This window comes from Parabacteroides sp. D25 (assembly GCF_000307475.1).
In the GTDB taxonomy this organism is placed as follows: Bacteria; Bacteroidota; Bacteroidia; order Bacteroidales; family Tannerellaceae; genus Parabacteroides; species Parabacteroides distasonis.
This window is the reverse complement of sequence record NZ_JH976503.1, coordinates 299,006-324,358: the sequence shown is the minus strand read 5'-3', so window position 1 is coordinate 324,358 and position 25,353 is coordinate 299,006. Positions and strand designations below refer to the sequence as shown.

Below are 25,353 nucleotides of genomic sequence, written 5' to 3'. Positions count from 1 at the left end.
TGTGCAAGAAGCCGGTAGATATGCTATGCCTCGGAAGTTGAGCTTTAGCGTTATCATAAATGAGGGTAGGAGAGGTTGTGCGGCGTTGTGGTTAGGACTGTGCGATCATGTGGCTTTAGGTTGTGTGATCCTAACGATTTAGGATTGTGGTTCGTCTTCGTCTTGTGAAGATATGTAACCGGTTTATGCATGATGTAATACGTGATGTAAAGTGCTTATATCTTGTTTCTTGCATTTGCTCCCCATGAAAAAACTAAAATTTACCCCTCTTGAAATTTGTATAATAAAATAAAACCCCCTATCTTTGCACTCGCATTACAAAAGTAACGCACAGGATGATTCGCTAGCTCAGCTGGTAGAGCACAACACTTTTAATGTTGGGGTCCTGGGTTCGAGCCCCAGGCGGATCACATAAGAACAAAGCCAAACGGCGACAAAAAAGAGACAAGTCCTACAATATCAACGTATTGTAGGACTTTTTTTATTGTTTCAGTCTTGCTTAAAAGACAAAAAAGGGGCACGAAAAGACACGGTTGAGTATCCAAATCGTACCCCCTTCCCCCAAAAACGATTAGGGGGTACGATTGTCGGAAATCACTATCCATGCAGAAGGTTTCAATCTCTGTATTGATTTTAGATATTATCATCTGAAACCTGTTTTACTGTGATTTTTTTATTAATGGTGTTTAAATTCAGTTGTTTACTCGAATACCTTTCTTTTATTTAAGAATAGCAAAGCAATACAAAAGTCATTCTGTAAAAGTAATTCAAAGTCCAAAACAGATACAGACACGATTTTTGTATATTTGCAGGATACAGATAACACCTGACAAGTATGAAAAAAGAAATCCTATATCAAGAAATAGCGAGAACTATTGCCTGTCAAATTAAGAAAGGCGTGTGGAAAGCTGGTGAGAAACTACCTTCTTTACGCACTATTAGCAATGAAAATGGTGTAAGTCTTAATACTGCAATTCAGGCATATTATGAATTGGAAAAAGACGGATTTATAATATCACGCCCAAAATCAGGGTATATTGTCAATTACAAACCCATACGCCTATCTGTTCCAGCGACAACACAACCGTCTGTAAAGCCTGAGAGCAAAGAGGTGATAGATTTGATTGCTGACGTATACAACTCGTTAGAAATAGGAGATAAATCGATCACTCGATTTTCATTAGGAATGCCCGAAGATATTTTATTACCAATTGCAAAACTTAATAAAGAACTTATAAGAGCTATGCAGGCACTTCCGGGTAATGGAACCCGGTATGATGAAACACAGGGAAATATGCGATTACGTAAATCTATAGCTCGTTTTACGTATAGTTGGAAGGGAAACTTGACAGAAGATGATATAGTGACAACTGCTGGAGTTACTAATGCGGTTGCTTTAGCTTTATCTGTAATTACTAAGGTAGGAGATACTATTGCGGTTGAAAGTCCGGTCTATTTTGGAATGTTACAATTAGCCAATAGTATGGGGTTACGTATATTGGAATTACCTACCAATCCAGTAACAGGGATTGATCCAGATGCGCTGAAAAAAGTTTTACCACAAATTAAAGCTTGCCTGCTTATAAGCAACTTTAATAACCCATTGGGAAGTTGTATGCCTGATGAACATAAAAGGGTAGTTGTTGATATGCTGGCCGGATATGATATACCTTTGATCGAGGATGATTTATATGGTGATTTATTTTTTGGAAATTCACGTCCTAAGCCCTGCAAGGCTTTTGACAAGAAGGGGCTTGTTTTATGGTGTGGTGCGGTATCTAAAACATTAGCGCCGGGGTATCGGGTAGGATGGATTGCTCCCGGCAAATTTAAACATGCTATTATTCGCCAAAAGAATATTCACCTTATTTCTACGCCTGCGCTTAATCAAGAAGCGGTTGCCAATTTCATGGAGAATGACAGATACGAAAACCATTTACGTAAACTGCGACAAGAATTATACGCAAACAGTATTCATTTTGCCCATTCCATCATGGATTACTTCCCCGAGAATACAAAAATTGTTACTCCACAAGGAGGATTTATGCTTTGGGTGGAATTAGACAAACAGATTGATACAACAGAACTTTATTATCGGGCTATGCAGCGAAAAATAAGCATAGCCCCCGGACGTATGTTTACATTACAAGAGCAATATACCAATTGTATGCGTTTAAGCTATGGACAACGATGGACTCCACTTCTTGAAGAACGCTTAAAACAATTGGGGGATATAATTAAAAATCACTTTAACTGATGTATGTATTCTTTTAGTACTTCCCCTATTACTTGAAGTCCTTTCATGATTCTATCTTCTGGCATATTAGAGTAATTTATTCTAAAAGTATTTTCTTTGTGCTCAACAGGATAAAATGAACTGCCGGGTACAAAGGCTATTTTCTGTTCAATGCATTTTTGCAGGATGTCATGCGCTGAAATATTTTCGGGTAATTCAATCCAAGTAAATAACCCGCCTTGAGGATGAGTATATTTTATGTCATTAGGAAAATAGCGTTCAATACATTCTAAAGCTATATCTCTGCGTTTTCTGTAGACTTCTACTATTTTGCTAATATGCTCATCAATATCATATCGTTTTAGATATTCGGCAATAGTCATTTGAGCTATTGTGTTACACTGCAAATCAGTGCCCTGCTTAACTAACACATACTTGCGGATAATATCTTTATCACCTGCAATCCACCCAATCCGAAAGCCCGGACAAAAGATTTTAGAAAAACTACCAGTGCATAAGATATTACCTACCTTATCAAAAGACTTTATAGAGGGTAAAGACTCTCCTTCAAACCTTAATTCTCCATAAGGGTTATCTTCAATAACAGGAATATCATATAAAGCAGATAGTTCAGCCAGTTTTTTTCGTCTTTCCAAACTCCATGTTTTTCCAGTGGGATTTTGAAAGGTTGGTATTACATATATTAGTTTTATATTTTGAGTATTATTCAGTACCTCTTCCAAAGTAGCCATATCCATGCCTTCTTCATCTGTTGGAATTTCAATGAAGCCACTCCCATATGATTTGAATGCGCTAATTGCTGCTAAATAGGTGGGGCTTTCACACAATACGATATCACCATCGTCCAGAAATACTTTTCCGGATAAATCTAATCCTTGTTGCGAACCGTGAGTTATAAGAATATTATCCTTATCGAACGATGTCCCTAAGCGTTCATTCATTCGTTTGGCAATCCATTCACGTAAAGGATAATACCCTTCAGTAGTCGTATATTGAAGAGCTTTTGCTCCTGCTTCTTGCAAAACGACCTGATTCATTTTGTTAATTTCATCTATGGGGAATAGCTCAGGGGCAGGTAGTCCACCAGCAAATGAAATAACATCTTCCCGTTCTGTAACTTTGAGTATTTCTCTTATTTCCGAAGCCTTTATATAAGACATTCTTTTGGCAAATTTCAACTTCATAATCATTAAATATATTTGAAAACTAAAATAATGCAAAGTAAAGCATAATAGATAAATGAGAACAGATACAATTTGCACAATATCAGCGGGTACAGATTTTCGGAACCAAGTATTATCCCGATTGTATCGCCTACCGAAAGAATTAAACGGACAGTTATCAATAGAAAGACAGGACTGATACTTGCGTCGACGATTGTTCTAGCCGAACCTCAATTAACCAAGCGTGAGAAAGAAATACTAATATTAATTCGGTAAGGTTTTCTGAGCAAAGAGATCGCTTATAAGCTAAATCTTAGTATTTATACGGTAAATAATCACCGAAAGAATATATTGGCAAAGCTAAATGTAGATAATGCGATCGAAGCTATCAATAAGGCGGAAAATTTCGGTATTCTCTATTGATTACGATATCCAATCCAAACCACTAGCTAATATTGATATGATTACGGTTATATTTCATTCTCTGGGGCTGAACCCATTTGTGCGATGCGCTATAAGTGAATTATACAATCATTTTTCTGCGGAAAAAGTAGTGCGGGTGTCGTATGTAAAGAATACCCGCACTTTCTATTTATTTTGAAAAACGTAATTTTATAGTTCAAGATTCACTTCATTCATATTGATTTCAAGAGAGCGCCGCTATACCTGTTCCTATCAAGTTTGCGTTATTTATATTGTTGATATGGATTTCTATATCCGCTAATGCGGATTCATTAAGGAGTTCTTGTAATTTCTCCAGAACAAGAATGTTATAGTTTTTATCTTTTCTATTCTCGCTCCAAAATAGACTACCTTCGGCTACTAAACTGATTTTTCGTATATCTTTATTATATGATCTCAGTAATTGAATAAGACCCAATAGCGATGTGGCGACTAATTGCGCTGATCTGTTGTATATCCAATGAGCTACATCTACATATACGTCCTTGTGGATATCCGGATAGTTCATGATCGCGGTCAATTTTTGGGCATCGAATTTATTCTCAAACTCATCCAAAGGGAAAGTTGCTTTCAATATATCGCCTAGATACATACCCGAAACCGCTTTCTCAAACCGCTGTTTTCCAAGGCTGCCTGAAATGGTGTCAACCGTGTCATCGACTGTCGTGAGGAATGGAGGATGGAAGTTACCCGACTCTAGGTTGACAGGGACTAAGCCTTGTATATTATAACTCGGATCTAATTTCTTTATTTTATCCGCCGGAATGAAAGTGGCCATGTTGGTACCTGTTCCTACGATCAGACCGATATAGGCGTCATAGCTATTGTCGGTTAGGCCGGCAAACAAGCTGGCGATAGTATCGTTTAATACTTTAATACCTGTAAATTTGATTTTACAATGTTCGTTTAGGTAGTCGAGAAGTGGTTTGCCAACTAATTGCCCTACCATTTCTTTAATGTCGACTCCTTTTGTCCAACGTAACAATTTGGCGTCTCCACTGAGCACGGATTCTGCTGGATAAGAAAAACAATAGCCGATTGGCATTTCCTCATCCCGTTTTATCCCGACAATCATATCGGCTAATTCTTTAAATAGCTCCTCACGAGTATATCCCGGTGATTTCATGATCGACATGTCTTTTTTCCACCCATTGTTGGGATGGATGGTTGGTGATCCTTGTCCAAGATCGACGGTCGCTACTCTATAGTTGGTTCCTCCTAAATCGAGAACCAATGCTTTTCCATTAATATCAGAGGTTTTGGGAGAGATAAAAGTCGGTATACATTGTATCTCCGCATTTTCATGTTTTAATCCCTCTTCAACCTTTTCCCGAAATGAACTGGCTATCTCTTTGAGTTGGTCATTTTCTAACCAGAAAATATTTTTTTCCATAAGATTGATTTTTTGATTTTGAAATATCCTTGTTAGTGAATAACAATTTAGAAAGGGATTTGACTATCCTTATTGGTTGATTAAGTTAAGGAGATAAATTTCGGATACTGTGAAATTTGTCGTGTTAAATTTAAATTTTGTATAAACAAAAGGGTGACGATGTCTGTTTAAAACACCAAACAGATGATTTTATTTATTAATCTAAATTAAGATATATGATACCAAAAGTGGAGATAGAAGCAGGCAAGGCGGATTTAATCCGTGAGATTTTAGGCGTTAATGATTTGCAGGACATTAACTTGCTTGATGAGTACCGTGATATATTTATAAAATCACAAAAGTCTGCGTATAAGAATGAATCTGTTAATGATATTAATTGTACGGATTGAATTTTGCGAGAAGAATGTCTTATATACATGGCATAGGATGAGAATATATTATTCAATATTCTGTTTACTAGTATATTACAGTTTTCTTGTATTTCTTTCTTAGGAAACTACAGTTTCCCGCTAGGATAGAAACTGCAGTTTCTTATAGAGAAAACCGGAGTGTCTTTTAGGCTCGGTTTGTGTAAACGATAAGGAAAATTTACTACTTATCATTTACGGCCTTCCCATATTCCTCATCACTTACCGGCTCAAGCCAAGTATTTTTGTTGGTTTGGGGATTGCATTCTACGGCGATATGCGAAAACCAACTGTCCGGTGAGGCGCCGTGCCAATGCTCTACGTTTGGTGCGATTTCGACAACATCCCCGGGTAGTAAACGACGGGCGCTTTTACCTCGTTCTTGATAATAACCCACACCACCTACGGCGATGAGTATCTGCCCTCCTGTATGCGTGTGCCAGTTGTTTCGGCAGTTAGGTTCAAACGTTACGTTAAACATTGGTACGTTTAAATCCTTATTGCTTGTTAATGGCGCTAGCCAAGACTTCCCCGAGAAATATTGTTCAAACCCGGTGTTTTCATTTCCTGTAGGGAATTCACTAATTTTTGGAATTTCAGTTTTCATTTCTTGTGCGTTTATATTGCCAATGGAGATTAATGTGATCAACATGGCAATGGTTATTTTCTTTATATTCATATTTGTTTTCTTGATTTTATCCATATCACAAAATTATTTAAGATATTCCATTACTTTTGTATACCAATTACTGATAAGTGTAACAGAATTACTGATTTTACAATCTATAGAATCTTGAAGTTGATGGTTTTTAAACAAATATAGGGGAAATCTCAAATTGGCGAGATTGGACAATTGTCCGTCTGTTGGGATTATGTATTTTTGTCATCATAAGAATCTATAGGATGAAGCCTGATACGGAAAACATATATCAACGGAAAATCAATCAAGTAATTGATTATATCAATGCGAATTTGCATCTCCCTTTACGACTGGATATAATAGCCGGGCAAGTAAACGTGTCCGAGCAGCAGCTACTACGTATTATGAAAGGAGCCTTGAATGAGTCATTATATGCTTATGTGGCGAGGCAACGTGTAGAGCGAGCGGTTCTATATATGCATACGGAAGATATGAGTCTGGCAGATCTAGCGAGTCGGGTAGGCTATGATAACCCCCAATCTTTCTCGAAAGCGTTCAAGAAACAATTCAGCGTATCTCCGAAAGCTTATATGGATAAGTTGCGAGCACGTCTGAGAGAAGAGACCGAGAAGTGGAGTAATGCTTCGGTCGGGAAGGAGATTATTCCATCAGGGATGTTCGGTACGATTCGTTTGCAGAAAGGAAAATATGCGGTTTATACCTTAAAAGGTAGTTATGCGGGATTACAAGAACTATATAATACTATAAATATAGATTTCAATTATACCAAACGGCATGGAATGGCGTTTGAGGAATATGTGAGTTATTCGGAAGAGGATGACGATACCCAAGTGACAAAGATTTATATACCAATAAAATAAATTAGTATGGAAACAAAATTTTGCCAAAGCTGCGGTATGCCGCTGCAAAAGAATGAGGAGTTAGGAACGAACCATGACGGAAGCAAGAATGAGGAATATTGTTGCTATTGTTATAAGGACGGGGCCTTCACGATGGCCTGTACGATGGATCAGATGATCGATCATTGTGCCCAGTTTGTCGATGAGTTCAATAAAGATGCGGACTTTCATTATACGAAAGAGGAGGCCGTAGCGAATATGAAATTATTTTTCCCGACATTGAAGCGCTGGGCGGTGCGATAAGCCTCTATAAAAAGCGTCTATCTGCGCTTCGGCCTGCTGGATTAATTTCACTGGAATGCGGGGCTTCTTCTCGAAAAAGTCCATTTCTATTTGAATGGTGTTTTTTTTAATGGAGCGGCTCCAATTACCTATTATCTTTCCGTTATACAAGATAACCGGGTAGAAGGTACCGAATCGGTTGAACGCTTTTGGATGATGTTCTAGCGGCAATACGTCCGTGCGGTTTTTGTAACTGATCAAGTATTCATCGAAGGCGGGGAGGAGACGCAGTACAGGTTTGCTCTCATTTTTTCCTTTCCATGATTGGTGGATGAAATATTCACGGGAATCGAACGTCTCGGTTATTAACTCCGTCTTGATCAGATTGATAGCGAGCCTACACTCGGTAGCGGTTAGCCCGGACCACCAAACAAAATCCTGTAACTGGGCAGGGGAGTGGCTTTGAAAATATCTGGATGCCAATCTCGCCAGAGCCTCTTCCCTGCAAAGTTCACGAGTAGGAGGGACACGTTCGTCCAATAAGGCGTAAGTCGTTTTCTTTCCTTTATCGATCCCGCTACAGACGATGCCTTCCACCTCACCCCATGTAAGGAAAAGGTTTACGTGATCTATGGTGGGCAAAATCCCGGATTTTTGCAATTCCGTCGTTACTTCTTGTTTGGTCAGGCTTTTGTATCCTTCCAGTATCTTTCCGATCTGATCTAGGTATCTTGTGAACAGCGTTTTTTCTATCTTCCCGAAATGTCCCTTGGCGTACGACATAACGGCAGCCTTGATACGCTCGGAAGATAGCATAAGCATCCAACGGATATCCTCGGCGGCCACGAAATGCCAAGTAGGACGCATCACATGGGTACGTAGAATATCACCTTTGTACAAAGCCTCATTTACCGTTTCAAGGGAAGAGGATCTCAAGCGAATACCGATCGCCCATTTGGCCATCTCATACTCCTGCGCCTGGATAGCGCCCATCCAAGAGACCAACTCTTTCGGGGACTCGAATCGGGGTTGTTCCAATTGTTGGCTAGCTACTCGTATATGTGTTATCATAATATATGAATATAAACGCAAATGTACGAAATAAAGCGTTAAACATCCCATAATCTTGAAGATATACTCATTCTTTTTGTACCTTCACGCTAGAAACAATTAGTGAAATTTATGACGATAGCGTATTTAAATGTGGCTACGGACCGGCAACACTTGGATATTCAAAGGGAAGAGATCTCTTCTTTTGCTGCGGCCAAAGATATCCATGTGGATAAATGGGTCATGGAAGTATCCGGAGAGAAAGCGAAACAGCCGGGACCAAAGTTAAAACTTGTTCTCGAACGCTTGAAGAAAGGGGATGCCTTGATCGTATCGGATATTACCCGTTTGTGTCTTACCTTATATGAGTTGATGGGGATACTTACCGTTTGCATGGAGAAGGACGTGACGGTCTATTGTATAAACGACCGTTATATATTCGATGACCGGATGGATCGCCAATTGATGATTAATGTCTTCAAGCAAGTAGACGAGATTGATCACAGTCTGGTTTCCATACGTACAAAAGACGCCTTGGAACAGGTGAAAAGTACGGGAAAGCGGTTGGGACGTCCTAAAGGCTCGGAATCCAAGTTGTTCTTCTTGGATGCCCATAAGGGGGAGATCATGAACATGTTGGAGCGGGGAGAATCGGTAGGATCGATTTGCGAGCATTTCAACGTCTCTAAGAATACTTTTTATAAGTATAGGAAGAAATTCTTCAGATCGTAAGGATTGGTTTTAATACCAATCCTTTCGTTTCATATATAGCCAAGTCAATACTCCGGTAGCTATCATGACGGCCCAAGCGATGAAATAACCGTAACGCCAATCCAATTCCGGCATTATCTTGAAGTTCATACCCCATACGCCCACCAAGAATGTCAAAGGGATGAAAAGGGTGGAGACAATCGTCAGCCGTTTCATGATGGCGTTCATCCTAAGATCGTTATTGGATATATAAAGATCGACAAGGGAAGAGGTGATTTCCCGGCAGCTTTCCGTTGTTTGGATAACGAATTGGAGTTGGTCTTGCAGGTCATTATAGATCGGCAGGATATCCGGGGTGATAATCCCGTTCTCTGTTCGTAATAGTTTTGAGAATTGATCTTTCAGCGGTAGGCTATTCTTACGGATAGTCATGTACTCATGGCGGTGTTGTTGGATTAGGGAACCCATATTACCCTGATCGTTCTTAGGATCGAGCAAAGTCTCTTCTATATCCTCTAGTATCTCTTCTACCTTTGAGGCGGATTCTACTAAATTCGCTATGATGGTGTTTAGAAGGAAAGCGAGCAGCAATCCACTGCCTTTTTTCCGGATGTTCAGCATGTTGGATAGTAGCGCTTTATGAGCGGCCTCGAATACGGGGTTGTTGCTTTCCGTAAAAGTGATAACCGTATTGTTCGCTACCAGTATACTGATGTGCTCAGACCGCATCTCGTTATTGACATCGTAATAGCAGGAGTTTAATACGATAAGCATTCGTCCTTTGTATTCCTCTACCTTGACCACGTGTTGGGGAGTCAAGATATCCTTAGCGTCCAGATTATGCAGTCCGAAATCTTTTACGATACGGGTAATGGCATCCGCATTGGTCAATCCGCTAACCTCGAACCAATTGATCTGATCCGAGTCGGATAGTTTGCTGAAAGAGGTGTCGGTTATCCGCACCTCTTTCGTATGCAAAGATTGTTCGTTGTATTGCGTGAGACGGATGCCGGTTGCTGTCTCATGTTCGCCGGCGTAATAATACTTGTCCGATAAATGCCGGTTGGATATATGTCTTCTCCTGTGTGTATATTCATTCCGTCTCATAATAAGGATCTCTTTTTAATCGAATTCAACAACGGTGATGCCGGCGCCTCCGAACTGCACATGCTCGTCTTGAAAACGACGGACACCGGGAACCGTGCGCAGATAATCCCGGATTAGCTGACGTAAGATACCCGTACCGGTTCCATGTAAGATGCGAACCTTGCCTGCCCCGACTTGAATGGCGTCGTCGATAAAATAAGTCACGCTTTGCAATGCCTCATCGCCCCTCATTCCTCTCACATCGATTTCTTGCTTAAAGTTTATCTTCTTCTCATGCATATTGTCAGTGGTCTGGGAGCTGACGAACGTGCTTTTCTGGATTTCCCGTTTGATCTGGCCTTTGCTTACCTTTTCCAACTGCTCCAGCTTAACCGTGCTTTTGATCATCCCGAATGCTACTACGGCCTGCTTTCCTTGTAGTTCCATAACGGTTCCGGCGGAAACCTGCCCTTTAAGGCGTACATTGTCACCGACTTCTATCACCTCTTTATTAAATATTGGCTGGGCCGTCACTTTTTGTTTCTGTTTCTTCCGTTCGTTCCGTTCCTTGAGCTTCGCCATCTTGCGTGCGATCTTATCGTCTTCTTCTTCGGTCGCCATTACGGAGTTCTTGAACTCTTCCAAGGCTTTGCGGGCCAGTTTGGTCTGTTCTTTTTCCGCTTGGGCCTCCTTGATCTCACGGACGGTATTCTCGATCTTGGCGTTAGCCTCCGCTAGAATACGTTGGGCCTCGGCCTTTGCCTCCCGGATGATCTCTTTCCGTTGCTTGTTTACGGCTTCCAAGTCTTGTTCATAACGAGAAGTGACATCTTCCAGTTTTTTCTCCTGCTGACGGATATTCTGCCGTTTGCTTTCCCAGTACCGTTTATCGCGTACGATATCTTGCAAGTATTTGTCCATATTGATATAATCCGCTCCGACGTTCGCGGAAGCGTCGGCTATCACGTCCTCGGGCAGACCGATCTTGCGTGCGATCTCTACGGCGAACGAGCTACCCGGGTTTCCGATAGAAAGCTTGAACAAGGGCTGCATCAAATGGCGGTCGTACAACATGGCACCGTTTACGATACCCTCCGTATCCTCGGCGAAATGCTTCAAATTCTGGTAGTGGGTCGTGATTACCCCAAAGCTATGATTCCGGTTGAAGCGATCCAATAAAGCCTCGGCGATAGCGCCGCCAATCTGGGGTTCCGTACCGCTACCGAACTCATCGATTAGGATAATGGTCCGCTCGTTACAATTCTTCACGAAATACTTCATGTTGGTAAGGTGGGAACTGTAGGTACTCAAATCGTTCTCGATGCTTTGCTCATCGCCTATATCGATGAATATATGCTCGAAGATCCCGGTTCTTGATCGCTCATGCAAAGGAATCAATAAACCACATTGCAACATGTATTGAAGTAATCCGACCGTTTTCAGGCAAACGGATTTACCACCGGCGTTCGGACCGGATATGATCAAGATCCGTTTTCCCTCGGTCAGCTCGATATCGAGGGGAACTACCTGCTTGCCCTGTTTCTGTAAAGACAGGAATAAGAGCGGATGCACGGCACGTGCCCAATCCATTTGTCGCTTATCCTCCACGATCGGCTTGATCGCCTTGACTTGCTCCGCGAATAACGCTTTCGCACGAATGAAGTCAATGTCGGCAAGAAACTCGTAAGATTGTAGGATATCCGGAGCTAAAGGACGGATCACGTTCGTGAATTCCGTCAGTATCTTAATGATTTCCCGGCGTTCTTCCCCTTCCAGTTCCCGGATGCGGTTATTCGCTTCCACGACCACCTCCGGCTCTATAAAGACCGTCTTGCCACTGGCGGACTCATCATGTACGATACCTTTTATCTTTCGTTTGAAGGCCGGGGCTACCGGGATCATCAAACGACCGTCGCGCATGGTCGGTGTCACGTCCTTATCGACAACCCCGTCCGATTGTGCCGCACGGAGGATGGATTGCAGGCTGCGGGAAATACCGCTCATCGTGATCGTCATTTCCCTGCGGATTTGCGATAGGGTGGAGGAAGCACTGTCCTTGACCTTGCCGAATTTATCGAGGATACTATCGATCTTTCCAATCAATTGGGGGAAGACAAAGATATCTCCCGCCAATTCAGTCAAGGCCGGATACTTGATTTCCTCATCGTCCATAGGCTTGAAGAAGCGTACGATGTCATTGATCGTTTGCAAGGAACGTTTGAGGTCGAACAACTCCCGTTCATCCAGCCAAGTACCTTCCGGCCGAATCCGTTTCAAGGAATAGCGCACGTCGAAGAAATAACTGGCGGGGAATTCCGTGTCTCCGTGTAGGATACGGATAAACTCATCGGTTTGTTCCAATCGCTTGGATACGACCTCGAAATCGGCGGAGAATCCCATCTCCGCTACCCGCTCTTCCCCGAGTGGGCTTAAACATTTTTCTGTGATTAAGTGACGGATCTTATCAAAGCCCGTCTTTTGTTCAAAATTTTGTGGATATATCACGTGTTTGTAAAATCTTTATTTGATCTCTACCGTCACTTCAGAGCGAATGGTAGGACGGATAATTACTTCTAATTTTGTCTTGCCACGCTTTATATTAAATGTACAGGCGTTGTTGCCGGACGGATTAATATAAGGGGCGAAATAGTATAAATAAGAGAACGCCGGCAAGTAATCGGAGCTTTGCGACGCATCCGCTATTTGGGGATATTTGAATACGTCCCAGAACATGCAATACTTGAAACCGTTCGCATCCGTAAACATCGTCTTCGGATCACGATATTGCATCGTGTTCGTGATAAAGCGTTTGTAGGCGGATGAGAACTCCTCTGCCGAATGATCCATCTTATGGCGGCCGATCTTTTCTATAATGTCACGGGGACGGATGCCTGCCGCATAAGCGGGAGAGTTACGATCTACGTCAACCACTTGATCCAATTTATCGATATCGTAGCTGATCCCCGTATAATTATAGGTCTTCTTGCTCACCTTGAACGGTACGTTACGTCCGTATTTCGTGTATGGGTATTGCATACACATCAACGGGACATGCACCCGGGCGTATTCGTCTAAACGATAAGAGTCTTCCAGCAACTCGTTCGCCTCACATTCCCAGAGTACACGTCCGGGGATATCTTTTTGATCGATGATACGGATACCGAATTGCAACAGATATTCGGCTTCCGCTTCGGCGGCGGCGTAATTCAAGAACGGGAATTTCTCCATCTTACTGTGCGAGAAGTTGTACCGGTAAGTCGGTTCTTTTTCTACCAATACTTTATTCGCTCCCAGATAGTTCGGGTTCTTATCGAAGAAATAGAAAGTCTGTATCAATAAATCCGGCTTTGCGATATCAACCGTAAGTCCTTTTTTGGTCAACTCGTTCTCGATGCATTCGTTGATGACCGTTTCCAGTTTACGGTTATTCTCGTCGATGGTCGAGAAGGCGAATGTCTTGAAGTTACCGAAATCTACGCCGTCGGATGTGACGGTAGTCTTGAACGGGCATACGAATTCTTGCTCATTGGTTGTCTCCAAGCTATACATCGCATAGGCGGACGCCAGCTGGTCTTCCGTGATGGCGTTACTTTTCTTGCAGTCCTTCTTTACCAATACTTGTTTAGAAGGAGAGGAAAGGTTGCTGATGGTCAATAGGACATCGTTTCTTCCGGCGGGATTCAGCAGTTGAGGGATCTCATCGACAGATATTTCCGTCACAGGTACACCGTTGATCTCCTCGATCACGTCGTATTTCTTAATACCTGCTTGCTCGGCGGATGAATAAGGGATGACGCTTTTAATGACCGGCTTGTTGTTTCCCCAGTTCTTGCTCTGGCTGATATCGTATGTGAAGCCTAGTCGGCAGATGGATGTATTCCTGTTTTGGGCGGAAACCGTACAGACCGCCAATACTAATAGTAACGTTGATAAAATCACACTTCTCATCATATTCTGGAATTTTATTTACTCTAAAAATACCTGTTTCGTTTAAAACATAGGCAAAGGTAAAGATATTTTTGATGTGGTGGAATAGTTGGCAATATATTTGCTGCTATAATAGTGTATGAACTTGATATGGATGCTGTGTATATACTTTTTAAGGGTATTTATGTGGTACCGTATTTCGCTTACAATTAGTTAGTAATGAAAAAAATCAGATAGATTATGAGCAAGATGAATCCAAACGAGAAAAAAGAAAACGCTTCAAAAAACGAAAACGTGAATAATGAGGAAGCGACAAATTTGCAGGAAGAACAGTCAAATGCGGCAGATGAAACTGCCGGCTCTGACAATGTGTCGGGCGAGGTGGAAGCCTTGCAAAAGAAATATAACGAATTGAACGATTCCCACCTGCGCTTGATGGCGGAGTTTGACAATTACCGTAAACGTACGATGCGTGAGAAGGCCGATTTGATCAAGACTGGCGGCGAGGGTGCGTTAAAGAACCTTCTTCCTATTATCGACGATTTCGAGCGTGCTTTGCAGAACGTCCGCACGGCTGAGGATGTAGAGGCCGTTAAAGAAGGCGTGGACTTGATTTTCGGTAAGTTCATGGGCTATCTGTCTCAGCAGGGCGTAAAGCCGATCGAGGCCATAGGCAAGCCGTTCAACACGGAGGAGTTTGAGGCTATCGCTACGATTCCCGCTCCGGAACCGGACATGAAGGGCAAGGTATTGGATTGCGTACAAACTGGATATACCTTATTTGACAAGGTAATACGTCACGCTAAAGTAGTAGTGGGAGAATAATCGGAAAATCGGCAAATAACAAATACAAGGATGGCTAAAAGGGATTACTATGAAGTGCTGGGCGTTGAGAAGAATGCATCGGCGGATGAGATAAAGAAAGCGTACCGTAAGAAGGCGATACAATTCCACCCGGATAAGAACCCGGGCGATAAGCAAGCGGAGGAGAACTTTAAGGAGGCGGCAGAGGCATACGACGTGTTGAGCGATCCGCAAAAGCGTCAGCGTTATGACCAATTCGGCCATGCGGGTGTCGGCGGGGCTTCACAAGGTGGCGGCTTCGGTGGTGGTATGTCCATGGAGGATATCTTCTCCCAGTTCGGTGACATCTTTGGTGGACATTTTGGCGGTTTTGGTGGCTTCGGTGGTTTCGGCGGTTCTCGTGGAGGACGCCGGGTGAACCGTGGATCGGACTTGCGTGTGAAGGTGAAGCTGAACCTGAAAGAGATCGCTAACGGCGTGGAAAAGAAGATCAAGGTGAAGAAGTATGTGCCTTGTTCGCATTGTCACGGTAGCGGGGCGGAAGGCTCGGAGGGTGTGAAGACGTGTGATACGTGTAAAGGTAGCGGTGTCGTTACCCGTATCGCCAACACGATCCTAGGGCAGATGCAGACGCAGACGACTTGCCCTACTTGTGGTGGCGAGGGCAAGATCGTTGTCAAGAAATGTACGGAGTGTAATGGTGAGGGCGTCGTTCGCGACGATGAGATTATCACGATCAATATCCCTGCCGGTGTAGCCGAGGGCATGCAACTCTCCATGAATGGTAAAGGCAACGCCGCACGACATGGTGGAATCAACGGTGACTTATTGATCCTTATCGAGGAGGAACCGCATCCGGAGTTGATTCGTGATGAGAACGATCTGTTATACAACCTCCTGCTGAGTGTTCCGCAAGCAGCTTTGGGAGCCACGGTAGAGGTTCCGACCATTGACGGGAAGGCGAAATTGAAGATCGAGCCGGGTACGCAGCCGGGTAAGGTGCTTCGTTTGCGTAATAAAGGACTTCCTTCCATCAATAGTTATGGTACGGGCGATTTGTTGGTGAACGTGAGTGTATATATCCCCGAGACTTTGTCGTCTACGGAGAAAGAGACGCTGAACGGATTGGAGAATTCACCGAACTTCCAGCCTAATAAGACGATGAAAGAGAAAATCTTCAGTAAGTTTAAGCACTTCTTTGATTAACGAATAGAAAAGACTACTGTGTTCTCACACGAACACAGTAGTCTTTTTTCATAAGTCCTAAAATGAGTATCCTATGAGAATATATACCCGTGGAGGAGATAAAGGAAAAACCGGCATACATGGCGGTGAGCGTGTCGATAAGGATGACATCCGTATCGAGGCGAATGGGACGTTGGATGAGTTGAACGCCGAGATCGGTATTGTCCGTACGTTGCTGCCTCCCGATCATGAATGGCAGGTGTTGCTGGGTAGGATACAGCGTGAGATGATGGCCGTGATGTCTCATGTGGCGACACCATCGGCGATCCGTGATCAGAATCCGAATCCGCTTCCCGATGATTTGACCGTCTTTTGTGAGTCCCATATCGATGATCTATCCGCCCAGATGGAGGATAACGGGTATTTTATCCTTCCGGGAGGCACACCTGTTTCGGCGCACCTCCAATTGGCCCGTACGATCACCCGCAGGGCCGAACGCCGCTTGTGGACATTGAATCGGAAAGACCCGGTTCCTGCCGGGATCATGGCGTTCGTGAATCGTTTATCGGATCTGTTCTTTACGATGGCACGTTATGACATGTTTCGTCAAGGGAACGCCGAGGAGCGTTGGCAATCCTTTCTGTATAAGCGGAAAAATAAATCCTAGAGGGCGATATCTTGCCATTTGCCTTTCACGAGCTCACGGGTGGACTTGAAGCCGGCTTGCTTTAGCAACTCAAAAACCTCCTTGCGACCGTCGTTCACCAAATCCGGATAATGGCAATCGGAGTTCACCATGACAGGGATATTCATTTTCCGCATCCGTGATAGGTATTCCACACGGGGGTAAAGCTCTTTTTTCTTGGTCCAGTTCTTGGTGTTGACCTCTACCATCAATTCTTTCTCCTGAACCAGATCCAGACAAGCCTCAAAAGGCTTCCGATACCAATCCTCTTCAAAATTGAAGATCTCGTATTTCTGTCCGTTCATATAGATCTTGTCGATATGTCCGACGATATCGATGCCTCCGGCCTCTATCATTTTCATCGTGGTATCGAAGAAACGCTTGACAAGCAACCGGACATCTCCCTCGAAATGCCGCTCCACGGAGTGGGCGTATTCCCTGAATGAGCCGTCTATACAGACCATGTTCTCTTCGGCCAGACGCTCTGATACGGGCAGGAAATGGATGGAACCGATCCGGTAGTCCAAGGGCAACTCTTGGAAATAGGGGATCGAGGCGTTATAGGTCTCGTCCAGATAATCAATCTCCAGACCGGCATATATTTCCAGTTGATCGCTGTATTTCTGTTTCAGTCGTTTTATCTCTTGCAGATACTCCGGCATATCGTCTTTAGACATATTCCAGAAAGTCTCGAACGGAAGCGGCGAGTGGGAGGAAAAACCGTACGCACGGAACCCGTGTGTTATGGCGAATCTCACGAAATCCTCCGGAATACTTCTTCCATCACAAAAAGTACAATGACTATGGTAGTTACTGAGTTGCATGATTGTTCTTAGTGATTAAAAAGCCACATCCAGATCATCTTGCCCGGATGTGGCCTTGTATGATGAATGAGAGAGGTGTTATTTGATAACGCCTAGCTCTTTTCCTACCTTGATAAACGCTGCGATAGCCTTGTCCAGATGCTCAGTCTCGTGGCCGGCGGACAATTGTACACGGATACGAGCTTGTCCCTTCGGTACTACCGGGTAATAGAAACCGGTTACGTAAATACCCTCTTCCTGCATCTTGGCGGCGAAATCTTGAGACAACTTAGCGTCGTACAACATAACGGCGCAGATAGCGGATTGAGTCGGCTTGATATCGAAACCGGCTGCCAGCATCTTGTCGCGGAAGTAGCTTACGTTGTTCATTAATTTCGTATGTAAAGCGTCGCTCTCCTTCAACATCTTGAACATCTCCAAGCTTGCGCCTACGATGGCCGGAGCCACGGAGTTGGAGAACAAGTAGGGGCGAGAACGTTGGCGTAACATATCGATAATCTCCTTCTTTCCGGTCGTGAAGCCACCCATGGCACCACCGAACGCCTTACCCAGCGTACCCGTGAAGATATCTACACGTCCGTAAACATCAAACTGCTCGGCTACGCCATGACCCGTCGGGCCTACGACACCGGCAGAGTGAGACTCGTCCACCATAACCAATGCGTCATATTTCTCGGCAAGCTCGCAAATCTTGTCCATCGGAGCGACATTGCCGTCCATGGAGAACACGCCGTCCGTGGCGATGATACGGTGACGTTGGGCCTGCGCCTCTTGTAGGCAACGCTCCAAGTCCGCCATATCGGCGTTAGCGTAGCGATAACGTTTCGCCTTGCATAAACGAACACCGTCGATGATAGAGGCGTGGTTCAAGGCATCCGAGATGATAGCGTCTTCCTCGCCGAACAATGGCTCGAACAAACCACCGTTAGCGTCGAAACATGCGGCGTAAAGGATCGTGTCCTCAGTCTTGAAATAGTCGGAGATGGCTGCTTCCAATTGCTTGTGCAAATCCTGCGTTCCACAGATGAAACGAACGGACGACATGCCATAACCGTGTGTATCCATGGCTTCTTTCGCGGCCTTGATCAGTCGTTGGTTATCGGACAGGCCAAGATAGTTGTTGGCGCAGAAGTTTAAAACATCACTTCCGGCATTTACTTTGATGTCGGCTCTCTGCGGCGTAGTAATGATACGCTCGTTCTTGTATAAACCAGCGGCTTTGATGCCTTCAAGTTCATTTGTCAAGAATTCTTTAAGTTTTCCGTACATAAAAACTTCGTTTTTTATTAGTATTTAGATGTGAGTAGTAGCTTCGTTGTCAAAGCGACAGACAAAGGTCTGTTTTTTTTTTGAATTTTAATACTAAAAAAGAGAAGAAATTCATGTCTAAACTGTTTTATTCTCTATACCTTTGCCGACGGAAAAAAACTTAAATCTCATTAAACGCGATGAAGAATGTATTAGTAATTGGTTCTACCGGTCAGATCGGATCAGAGTTAACCATGAAATTAAGAAGTATCTACGGTGGGAACATAGTAGCGGGTTATATCCCGGGTGCGGAACCTAAAGGCGAGTTGTTAGAATCGGGACCTTCCGCTATCGTGGATATCACGAACGAGCAGCAGATCGCTGAGACGGTATCAAAATATAATATTGATACGATCTACAACTTGGCGGCTCTTTTGTCGGCTGTAGCAGAGGCTAAACCTCAGTTGGCGTGGAAGATCGGAATGGGGGGCTTGTTCAATGTGCTTGAGGTGGCCCGTGAGATGCACTGCGCCGTATTTACGCCGAGCTCTATTGGCGTTTTCGGTAACAATACCCCGAAAGACAAGACTCCTCAAGATACGATCCGTAATCCTCGTACGATGTACGGCGTGACGAAGGTATCCGGCGAGTTGTTAAGCGATTATTATAATATCCGTTTCGGCGTGGACACACGTTCGGTTCGTTTCCCCGGATTGATCTCTTACGTAACACCTCCGGGTGGTGGTACGACGGATTACGCTGTCGATATTTACTATTCGGCCGCTAAGGGCGAGAAATTCGTTTGCCCGATCGCAGCCGGTACTTTCATGGATATGATGTACATGCCGGACGGCTTGCGTGCCGCTATCGAGATTATGGAGGCGGATTCTACGAAGTTCGTTCATCGCAACTCTTTCAACATTGCGTCGATGAGTTTCGATCCGGAGATCATCTTTAATAATATCAAGAAATATATGCCTGAATTCCAGATGGAGTATGAGGTAGATCCTTTGCGTCAGGCTATCGCCGAGTCGTGGCCGAACTCCTTGGATGATACTTGCGCCCGCCAAGAGTGGGGCTGGAAGCCGGAGTATGATTTGGATGCCATGACAAAAGACATGTTAGCTAAATTGAAAGAACGTTTCAATAAATAAGAGTGATGTTGTAGCCATGATTGTTTGTGGATAGAGGGGCCGGGGTATCATCGGGGGGGATGATCCCCGGCCTTGTTTTTTAACGCTGCTATTTCAATAAATCCGGCCGGAGGCGTGCCGTACGCTCTTGTGCTTGTTGCAAGCGCCATTCTTCGATCTTGCGCTGGTGCCCGGATAATAGTACCTCGGGTACTTTCCAACCTTTGTAATCGGCGGGACGTGTATAAACAGGCGGGGCCAGTAAGTCATCTTGGAAGGAGTCGGAGAGGGCGCTTTGCTCGTCGCCGATCGCTCCCGGTATCAAGCGTACCACGGCGTCGGTTATGATAGCGGCGGCCAGCTCTCCTCCGGTAAGGACATAGTCTCCTACGGATATCTCTTTCGTTATCAAATGCTCACGGATACGATAGTCGATCCCTTTATAGTGCCCGCAGAGGATAATCATATTATTTAGTAAAGACATGCTGTTGGCCATGGGCTGGTTGAGTGTCTCGCCATCCGGGGAGGTATAGATTACCTCGTCATATTCCCGTTCGCTTTTCAACGCTGAGATCGCCCGGTCTATCGGTTCGATCTGCATCACCATTCCGGCCTCTCCTCCGAACGGATAATCATCCACCCGCCTCCATTTATTAGTGGTGTAATCCCGTAGGTTATGTAAATGAATCTCCGCTAATCCTTTATCTTGCGCCCTCTTGACGATAGAGCAATTAATCATCCCCTCGATCATCTCGGGAAGTACGGTAAGTATATCTATACGCATAAAAAATAGTTGTAACGTTAAAACCTCCCGCAAAGGTACATCTTTATTCTGACTCATCGTAAAGTGAGTCTCTATTATCTATGATTTGCGATAGAAAATTAAGAATGAATGAAACGCATGCGTTGGCGCAGTTAAGAGTTCGTAGAAGTTCATGAGGATATTTTTGTATCGTTTGAATTATTATTCGTACTTTTGTCCGTCAATTCGGCGGCTATCAATAGAGGCCGTGTCTTTAGAGAATAAATTTTATAGCGATGAATATATCTTACAATTGGCTGAAAGAGTATCTTGATTTCGATCTGGAGCCAGAAGAAGTTGCTGCGGCGCTTACCTCTATCGGTTTGGAAACCGGTGGAGTAGAGGAAGTTCAAACCATTAAGGGCGGACTTGAGGGACTGGTTATCGGTGAAGTGTTAACTTGTGAGGAACACCCGAATTCTGACCATTTACATATAACGACCGTAAATGTAGGTGGCGAGGCTCCTTTACAAATCGTATGTGGCGCCCCGAACGTGGCTGCCGGACAGAAAGTGGTCGTAGCCGTGAACGGCACGAAACTGTACGACGGTGATGAATGCTTTACGATCAAGAGATCCAAGATCCGTGGCGTTGAGTCCAACGGTATGATTTGCGCCGAGGACGAGATAGGTATCGGTACCGACCATAACGGTATTATCGTACTTCCCGCCGACGCTGTTGTAGGTACGTTAGCTAAAGATTATTATAATGTAAAGAGCGACTACGTGCTGGAGGTGGATATCACCCCGAACCGTGTAGACGCTACTTCCCATTTCGGTGTCGCCCGTGACTTGGCCGCTTATTTGAAGCAAAACGGCAAGCCCGCCGAATTGAGACGTCCTTCGGTAGACGCTTTCAAGATCGACGACGAGACACCGGGCGTAGAGGTCGTGGTAGAGAATACGGAGGCTTGTCCCCGTTATTCCGGTGTTACGATCAAGGGCGTTACGGTGAAGGAGAGCCCGGAGTGGTTACAAAACCGTTTGCGTGTGATCGGCCTTCGTCCCATCAATAACGTAGTGGATATAACGAACTTTATCCTGCATGAGTTAGGGCAGCCTTTACACTCTTTTGATGCGAGTAAGATCAAAGGAAATAAAGTGATTGTCAAGGCGGCCGAGGCTGGTACGAAATTCGTCACGTTGGATGGCGTGGAGCGTACGTTGACCGATCGTGACTTGATGATTTGTAACGTCGAGGAACCGATGTGTATCGGTGGCGTGTTCGGCGGTTTGGATTCCGGCGTGACGGAGGAGACCACCGACGTATTCTTGGAATCCGCTTGTTTCCATCCGACGTGGATTCGCAAGACCGCCCGTCGTTTTGGCTTGAATACGGACGCTTCTTTCCGCTTCGAGCGTGGTTTGGATCCGAACAATACGATGTATGTATTGAAACGTGCCGCCTTGTTGATACAAGAGTTGGCGGGAGGTAAGATCACGGGTGCTGTACAGGATGTTTATCCTGCCGTGGCGGAACCGTATACGGTTGAGGTGACTTACGAGAAGATCAATACGTTGATCGGTAAGGATATTCCGGTAGAAACCGTGAAAAGTATCTTGGCAAGCCTTGAGATGGAGATCATATCCGAGACTGCCGAGGGCTTGACTTTGCATGTTCCCGTATATCGTATCGATGTGCAGCGTGATGTAGACGTGATCGAGGACATTCTTCGTATCTACGGATATAATAACGTGGAGTTCAGCGATAACGTGAAGTCCAATTTAAGTTACCAGACTCCTACGGATCGTAGCTGGAAATTGCAGAACTTGATCTCGGAGCAACTTTGCGGTTGTGGTTTCAACGAGATCATGAACAATTCCTTGACACGCTCCGCTTATTATACGGATCTGTCTGTTTATCCGGAAGCGCATTGTGTCATGTTGATGAACCCGTTAAGCGCTGATTTGAACTGCATGCGTCAGACCTTGTTGTTCGGAGGCTTGGAGAGCATCGAGCATAACATGAAGCGTAAGAATGGCAATGTCCGTTTCTATGAGTTTGGTAATTGCTATGATTATAATATCGATAACAAGAAGGAAGATGAGACCTTGGCGCAGTTCAGCGAGGATTACCGTCTAGGCATCTGGGTAGCCGGCAACCGGGTGGAGAACAACTGGGCGCATCCGGACGAGAAATCTTCCGTTTATGAGTTGAAGGCTTACGTAGAGAATATCTTAGCCCGCTTGGGCGTGGATATGAAACGGGTTATTTTCGGTAACTTGACGAATGATATCTATTCTTCGGGCCTAAGCATCACGACCGGTTCCGGACGTCAATTGGGTACGATGGGTATCGTAAGCAAGAAACTTCGTAAGATGCTGGATATTGATATGGAGGTTTATTACGCTGAGTTGTCGTGGACCCAATTGATGAAGGAGATCAAGAAGGCGAAAGTAACCTTCTCCGAGATTTCCAAGTTCCCGGCCGTTAAACGTGACTTGGCGTTGTTGCTTGATAAGAGCGTACAGTTTAGCGAGGTCGAGAAAATCGCTAAGGATAGCGATCGCAAGCTATTGAAGGAAGTATCTCTGTTTGACGTTTACGAGGGCAAGAATCTTCCGGCGGGCAAGAAGTCGTATGCCGTAAGCTTCTTCATGCAAGATGAGAGCAAGACTTTGAACGATAAGCAGATCGACGCTATCATGAAGAAGATCCAGACGAATCTGGAACAAAAGCTAGGTGCTCAATTGAGATAAGAATTTAATTACATAAAATAAAGATAAACTGATAAACATATGGGAAGAGCGTTTGAGTTTCGTAAAGCGAGAAAGTTTAAGCGTTGGGGCAATATGGCCCGTGTATTCACGAAGTTAGGTAAGGAAATCACGATTGCGGCAAAACAAGGTGGGCCGGAGCCCGAGAATAATCCTCGTTTACGTGTGTTGATGCAGAACGCCAAAAAGGAGAATATGCCGAAGGAGAACGTGGAGCGTGCCATTAAACGTGCCGTATCCAAGGATTTCACGGATTATAAGGAGATGAACTATGAGGGATATGGTCCTTTCGGTATCGCTATCTTCGTTGAGACCGCTACGGATAATACGACTCGTACGGTAGCCAACGTTCGTAGTTATTTCAATAAGAACGGTGGTTCTCTGGGAACATCCGGTAGCTTGGAGTTCTTGTTCGATCATAAATGCGTATTCCATATCGCTAAAAAAGAGGATCTTTCTTTAGAAGACCTAGAGTTGGAGTTGATCGACTTCGGTGTAGATGAGGTTGAGGAAGACGAGGACGAGGTTGTTCTTTATGGTGAGTTCGCGCAGAATTCGGCGATCCAGAAATATTTGGAGGAGAATGGTTTCGAGATCTTGAGTAGTGAGTTCGTACGTATTCCGAACGATTTGAAGGAGGTTACTCCGGAACAGCGTGAGTCTATCGAGAAGATTATCGAGAAATTAGAGGAAGACGAAGACGTTCAAAACGTATTCCATAATATGAAGGAAGACGATTCTGAGGAGGAATAACGTACGCTTATACGTAAAATAGTATACTTTATCCGTAAAAAAGCGACATCGAGGCAAATTCGATGTCGCTTTTTCTTTTTTACAACGAATGTTTCATGTTTTTTATTTATTTTTGTGAGTCTAGGGTGAATAACAATTTAACTTATATGGTGAAAATGAAAAGACTATTTCTTCTTTGTGCGTTCGTGAGCATGTTTGCGACGTGTAATTTTATCTCAGCTCAAAAGGAGTTAGGGATTTTCAATTCTGTTTCGGCAGGAGTGGGTGTTGGTTTGACGGGTGTAGATGTGGAGGTCGCTACTCCTATTACGCCTTATCTGGCGTTGAGAGGTGGTCTTACCTTTATGCCGGGTTTCAGCATTAATACGGACGTGGATGTAGATGTTAACGATCCGCGAGCGGGTGTGTATAATGATACATACTCCATGGATGTCAAAGGTAGCTTGAAACGTACTTCCGGACAGTTGTTGGTGAATGTTTACCCGTTTCCTCACGCTTCTTCGTTCTTCGTTGCGGCCGGCGCCTATTTCGGTGGTTCTTCCTTGGTGAAGATAGAAGGGCATAGTGATAAGCTGAAAGACCTGATCGCCCAAGGAGAAAGTGCGGGCATAGTTATCGGTGATTATACGATTCCGGTGGATAATAACGGTAATGTATCCGGTGGATTGAAAGTGTCCGGTTTTCGTCCTTATCTAGGTCTTGGATTCGGTCGTGCGGTTCCTAAGAAACGGGTTGGCGTGATGTTTGAGCTGGGTGTGCAATTCCATGGCAAACCGGAGGTGTATACGGATTCAGGGGATGTAAAGGACTTGTTGAATGAGATAGACGAGGATGATACCTTTACGAAGATCATGGACAAGCTAACGGTTTATCCGGTCATGAAGATTCGTATTTGCGGAAGAATATTTTGATTGTCAAAGATAGTATAAGCTAAGAGTGGCGTTAATAATACGATGCCACTCTT

At 44.2% G+C, this 25,353-nt stretch carries 22 protein-coding genes, 1 tRNA gene and 1 pseudogene; 14 read left to right on the top strand and 10 right to left on the bottom strand.

Features of this window, described 5'->3' with window-relative positions; all coding sequences use genetic code 11:
- Positions 1 to 337: 337 nt before the first annotated feature.
- Both HMPREF0999_RS11960 and HMPREF0999_RS11950 read left to right on the top strand, forming a co-directional pair.
- Positions 338 to 410 (top strand) — tRNA-Lys (locus HMPREF0999_RS11960).
- A gap of 425 nt (positions 411 to 835) precedes the next feature.
- Positions 836 to 2,257, top strand: a complete 1,422-nt coding sequence (locus HMPREF0999_RS11950) for a PLP-dependent aminotransferase family protein (RefSeq protein ID WP_009276003.1) — start codon at positions 836 to 838, stop codon at positions 2,255 to 2,257.
- Here HMPREF0999_RS11950 and HMPREF0999_RS11945 read toward each other — a convergent pair.
- The gene (locus tag HMPREF0999_RS11945) at positions 2,245 to 3,441 is read right to left on the bottom strand and encodes a PLP-dependent aminotransferase family protein (RefSeq protein ID WP_005856630.1); all 1,197 of its coding nucleotides are present in this window, start codon (positions 3,439 to 3,441) and stop codon (positions 2,245 to 2,247) included. The two genes, HMPREF0999_RS11950 and HMPREF0999_RS11945, sit on opposite strands and share 13 nt — an antisense overlap.
- A 117-nt stretch (positions 3,442 to 3,558) precedes the next feature.
- Here HMPREF0999_RS11945 and HMPREF0999_RS23240 point away from each other — a divergent pair.
- A pseudogene (locus HMPREF0999_RS23240) lies at positions 3,559 to 3,843 on the top strand (response regulator transcription factor); the annotation flags it as partial.
- Positions 3,844 to 4,066: 223 nt separating this feature from the next.
- Here HMPREF0999_RS23240 and HMPREF0999_RS11940 read toward each other — a convergent pair.
- On the bottom strand, positions 4,067 to 5,275 hold the full coding sequence (locus HMPREF0999_RS11940) for a hexokinase family protein (protein ID WP_009276001.1): 1,209 nt from the start codon (positions 5,273 to 5,275) through the stop codon (positions 4,067 to 4,069).
- Positions 5,276 to 5,490: 215 nt separating this feature from the next.
- Here HMPREF0999_RS11940 and HMPREF0999_RS22700 point away from each other — a divergent pair, with 215 nt between their 5' ends.
- Positions 5,491 to 5,664, top strand: a complete 174-nt coding sequence (locus tag HMPREF0999_RS22700; RefSeq protein ID WP_009276000.1) for a hypothetical protein — start codon at positions 5,491 to 5,493, stop codon at positions 5,662 to 5,664.
- Between the two features lie 202 nt (positions 5,665 to 5,866).
- Here HMPREF0999_RS22700 and HMPREF0999_RS11935 read toward each other — a convergent pair whose 3' ends face one another.
- Complete coding sequence (locus HMPREF0999_RS11935) at positions 5,867 to 6,385, bottom strand: cupin domain-containing protein (RefSeq protein ID WP_005856638.1); 519 nt, start codon at positions 6,383 to 6,385, stop codon at positions 5,867 to 5,869.
- Positions 6,386 to 6,585: 200 nt separating this feature from the next.
- Between HMPREF0999_RS11935 and HMPREF0999_RS11930 the strand changes: the two genes are divergently transcribed.
- Both HMPREF0999_RS11930 and HMPREF0999_RS11925 read left to right on the top strand, forming a co-directional pair.
- Positions 6,586 to 7,203, top strand: a complete 618-nt coding sequence (locus tag HMPREF0999_RS11930; protein ID WP_009275999.1) for a helix-turn-helix domain-containing protein — start codon at positions 6,586 to 6,588, stop codon at positions 7,201 to 7,203.
- 6 nt (positions 7,204 to 7,209) lie between these two features.
- Positions 7,210 to 7,485, top strand: coding sequence for a zinc ribbon domain-containing protein (locus tag HMPREF0999_RS11925; protein ID WP_005856642.1), 276 nt, complete (start codon positions 7,210 to 7,212; stop codon positions 7,483 to 7,485).
- Here the strand turns inward: HMPREF0999_RS11925 and HMPREF0999_RS11920 are convergent.
- Positions 7,447 to 8,535: a winged helix DNA-binding domain-containing protein gene (locus tag HMPREF0999_RS11920; RefSeq protein ID WP_029257173.1), complete on the bottom strand. Its 1,089-nt coding sequence runs from the start codon at positions 8,533 to 8,535 to the stop codon at positions 7,447 to 7,449. The genes HMPREF0999_RS11925 and HMPREF0999_RS11920 overlap by 39 nt on opposite strands.
- Before the next feature lie 111 nt (positions 8,536 to 8,646).
- Between HMPREF0999_RS11920 and HMPREF0999_RS11915 the strand changes: the two genes are divergently transcribed.
- Positions 8,647 to 9,246: a recombinase family protein gene (locus HMPREF0999_RS11915; protein WP_005856646.1), complete on the top strand. Its 600-nt coding sequence runs from the start codon at positions 8,647 to 8,649 to the stop codon at positions 9,244 to 9,246.
- Positions 9,247 to 9,255: 9 nt separating this feature from the next.
- Here HMPREF0999_RS11915 and corA read toward each other — a convergent pair whose 3' ends face one another.
- Genes corA through HMPREF0999_RS11900 form a run of 3 tightly spaced genes read right to left on the bottom strand, consistent with a single transcriptional unit; the run spans position 9,256 to position 14,262 of the window.
- On the bottom strand, positions 9,256 to 10,332 hold the full coding sequence (gene corA, locus HMPREF0999_RS11910; RefSeq protein ID WP_009275997.1) for a magnesium/cobalt transporter CorA: 1,077 nt from the start codon (positions 10,330 to 10,332) through the stop codon (positions 9,256 to 9,258).
- Between the two features lie 15 nt (positions 10,333 to 10,347).
- Positions 10,348 to 12,816 carry an endonuclease MutS2 gene (locus HMPREF0999_RS11905; protein ID WP_009275996.1) on the bottom strand — a complete coding sequence of 823 codons (2,469 nt, stop codon included), beginning with the start codon at positions 12,814 to 12,816 and terminating at the stop codon, positions 10,348 to 10,350.
- Between the two features lie 15 nt (positions 12,817 to 12,831).
- The gene (locus HMPREF0999_RS11900; protein ID WP_005862083.1) at positions 12,832 to 14,262 is read right to left on the bottom strand and encodes a DUF4136 domain-containing protein; all 1,431 of its coding nucleotides are present in this window, start codon (positions 14,260 to 14,262) and stop codon (positions 12,832 to 12,834) included.
- Positions 14,263 to 14,478: 216 nt separating this feature from the next.
- Here HMPREF0999_RS11900 and HMPREF0999_RS11895 point away from each other — a divergent pair, with 216 nt between their 5' ends.
- The 3 genes from HMPREF0999_RS11895 to HMPREF0999_RS11885 all read left to right on the top strand — a co-directional run bounded on the left by HMPREF0999_RS11895 (position 14,479) and on the right by HMPREF0999_RS11885 (position 16,894).
- Positions 14,479 to 15,063: a nucleotide exchange factor GrpE gene (locus tag HMPREF0999_RS11895; RefSeq protein ID WP_005862085.1), complete on the top strand. Its 585-nt coding sequence runs from the start codon at positions 14,479 to 14,481 to the stop codon at positions 15,061 to 15,063.
- Between the two features lie 30 nt (positions 15,064 to 15,093).
- A complete protein-coding gene (gene dnaJ, locus HMPREF0999_RS11890; RefSeq protein WP_005856657.1) occupies positions 15,094 to 16,248 on the top strand; it encodes a molecular chaperone DnaJ in 1,155 nt (384 codons plus the stop codon).
- 73 nt (positions 16,249 to 16,321) lie between these two features.
- The gene (locus HMPREF0999_RS11885; RefSeq protein WP_005856659.1) at positions 16,322 to 16,894 is read left to right on the top strand and encodes a cob(I)yrinic acid a,c-diamide adenosyltransferase; all 573 of its coding nucleotides are present in this window, start codon (positions 16,322 to 16,324) and stop codon (positions 16,892 to 16,894) included.
- Here the strand turns inward: HMPREF0999_RS11885 and HMPREF0999_RS11880 are convergent.
- Both HMPREF0999_RS11880 and kbl read right to left on the bottom strand, forming a co-directional pair.
- Positions 16,891 to 17,736, bottom strand: a complete 846-nt coding sequence (locus HMPREF0999_RS11880; protein WP_005856662.1) for a histidinol-phosphatase — start codon at positions 17,734 to 17,736, stop codon at positions 16,891 to 16,893. The genes HMPREF0999_RS11885 and HMPREF0999_RS11880 overlap by 4 nt on opposite strands.
- A gap of 78 nt (positions 17,737 to 17,814) precedes the next feature.
- Complete coding sequence (gene kbl, locus HMPREF0999_RS11875) at positions 17,815 to 19,005, bottom strand: glycine C-acetyltransferase (RefSeq protein ID WP_005856664.1); 1,191 nt, start codon at positions 19,003 to 19,005, stop codon at positions 17,815 to 17,817.
- A gap of 179 nt (positions 19,006 to 19,184) precedes the next feature.
- Here kbl and HMPREF0999_RS11870 point away from each other — a divergent pair, with 179 nt between their 5' ends.
- Entirely contained in the window at positions 19,185 to 20,138 is a 954-nt protein-coding gene (locus HMPREF0999_RS11870; RefSeq protein WP_005856666.1) for an NAD-dependent epimerase/dehydratase family protein, read from the top strand.
- 88 nt (positions 20,139 to 20,226) lie between these two features.
- Here the strand turns inward: HMPREF0999_RS11870 and trmD are convergent, their stop codons facing one another.
- Positions 20,227 to 20,901, bottom strand: coding sequence for a tRNA (guanosine(37)-N1)-methyltransferase TrmD (trmD, locus tag HMPREF0999_RS11865; protein WP_008772076.1), 675 nt, complete (start codon positions 20,899 to 20,901; stop codon positions 20,227 to 20,229).
- 254 nt (positions 20,902 to 21,155) lie between these two features.
- On the opposite strand from trmD, the gene pheT reads away from it, so the two are divergent.
- From pheT to HMPREF0999_RS11850, 3 genes are all read left to right on the top strand, one after another.
- Complete coding sequence (gene pheT / locus HMPREF0999_RS11860; protein ID WP_009275995.1) at positions 21,156 to 23,618, top strand: phenylalanine--tRNA ligase subunit beta; 2,463 nt, start codon at positions 21,156 to 21,158, stop codon at positions 23,616 to 23,618.
- Positions 23,619 to 23,657: 39 nt separating this feature from the next.
- Positions 23,658 to 24,389 carry a YebC/PmpR family DNA-binding transcriptional regulator gene (locus HMPREF0999_RS11855; protein WP_005856672.1) on the top strand — a complete coding sequence of 244 codons (732 nt, stop codon included), beginning with the start codon at positions 23,658 to 23,660 and terminating at the stop codon, positions 24,387 to 24,389.
- A 146-nt stretch (positions 24,390 to 24,535) separates the two neighbouring features.
- A complete protein-coding gene (locus HMPREF0999_RS11850; protein WP_005856675.1) occupies positions 24,536 to 25,300 on the top strand; it encodes a hypothetical protein in 765 nt (254 codons plus the stop codon).
- Positions 25,301 to 25,353: the final 53 nt, after the last annotated feature.

Bases quoted from the DNA above. Each gene is read 5' to 3' on its own strand.
- HMPREF0999_RS11950 (WP_009276003.1), top strand. From the start codon at position 836: ATGAAAAAAGAAATCCTATATCAAGAAATAGCGAGAACTATTGCCTGT.
- HMPREF0999_RS11945 (WP_005856630.1), bottom strand. From the start codon at position 3,441: ATGAAGTTGAAATTTGCCAAAAGAATGTCTTATATAAAGGCTTCGGAA.
- HMPREF0999_RS11940 (WP_009276001.1), bottom strand. From the start codon at position 5,275: ATGGAAAAAAATATTTTCTGGTTAGAAAATGACCAACTCAAAGAGATA.
- HMPREF0999_RS22700 (WP_009276000.1), top strand. From the start codon at position 5,491: ATGATACCAAAAGTGGAGATAGAAGCAGGCAAGGCGGATTTAATCCGT.
- HMPREF0999_RS11935 (WP_005856638.1), bottom strand. From the start codon at position 6,385: ATGGATAAAATCAAGAAAACAAATATGAATATAAAGAAAATAACCATT.
- HMPREF0999_RS11930 (WP_009275999.1), top strand. From the start codon at position 6,586: ATGAAGCCTGATACGGAAAACATATATCAACGGAAAATCAATCAAGTA.
- HMPREF0999_RS11925 (WP_005856642.1), top strand. From the start codon at position 7,210: ATGGAAACAAAATTTTGCCAAAGCTGCGGTATGCCGCTGCAAAAGAAT.
- HMPREF0999_RS11920 (WP_029257173.1), bottom strand. From the start codon at position 8,535: ATGATAACACATATACGAGTAGCTAGCCAACAATTGGAACAACCCCGA.
- HMPREF0999_RS11915 (WP_005856646.1), top strand. From the start codon at position 8,647: ATGACGATAGCGTATTTAAATGTGGCTACGGACCGGCAACACTTGGAT.
- corA (WP_009275997.1), bottom strand. From the start codon at position 10,332: ATGAGACGGAATGAATATACACACAGGAGAAGACATATATCCAACCGG.
- HMPREF0999_RS11900 (WP_005862083.1), bottom strand. From the start codon at position 14,262: ATGATGAGAAGTGTGATTTTATCAACGTTACTATTAGTATTGGCGGTC.
- HMPREF0999_RS11895 (WP_005862085.1), top strand. From the start codon at position 14,479: ATGAGCAAGATGAATCCAAACGAGAAAAAAGAAAACGCTTCAAAAAAC.
- dnaJ (WP_005856657.1), top strand. From the start codon at position 15,094: ATGGCTAAAAGGGATTACTATGAAGTGCTGGGCGTTGAGAAGAATGCA.
- HMPREF0999_RS11885 (WP_005856659.1), top strand. From the start codon at position 16,322: ATGAGAATATATACCCGTGGAGGAGATAAAGGAAAAACCGGCATACAT.
- HMPREF0999_RS11880 (WP_005856662.1), bottom strand. From the start codon at position 17,736: ATGCAACTCAGTAACTACCATAGTCATTGTACTTTTTGTGATGGAAGA.
- kbl (WP_005856664.1), bottom strand. From the start codon at position 19,005: ATGTACGGAAAACTTAAAGAATTCTTGACAAATGAACTTGAAGGCATC.
- HMPREF0999_RS11870 (WP_005856666.1), top strand. From the start codon at position 19,185: ATGAAGAATGTATTAGTAATTGGTTCTACCGGTCAGATCGGATCAGAG.
- trmD (WP_008772076.1), bottom strand. From the start codon at position 20,901: ATGCGTATAGATATACTTACCGTACTTCCCGAGATGATCGAGGGGATG.
- pheT (WP_009275995.1), top strand. From the start codon at position 21,156: ATGAATATATCTTACAATTGGCTGAAAGAGTATCTTGATTTCGATCTG.
- HMPREF0999_RS11855 (WP_005856672.1), top strand. From the start codon at position 23,658: ATGGGAAGAGCGTTTGAGTTTCGTAAAGCGAGAAAGTTTAAGCGTTGG.
- HMPREF0999_RS11850 (WP_005856675.1), top strand. From the start codon at position 24,536: ATGGTGAAAATGAAAAGACTATTTCTTCTTTGTGCGTTCGTGAGCATG.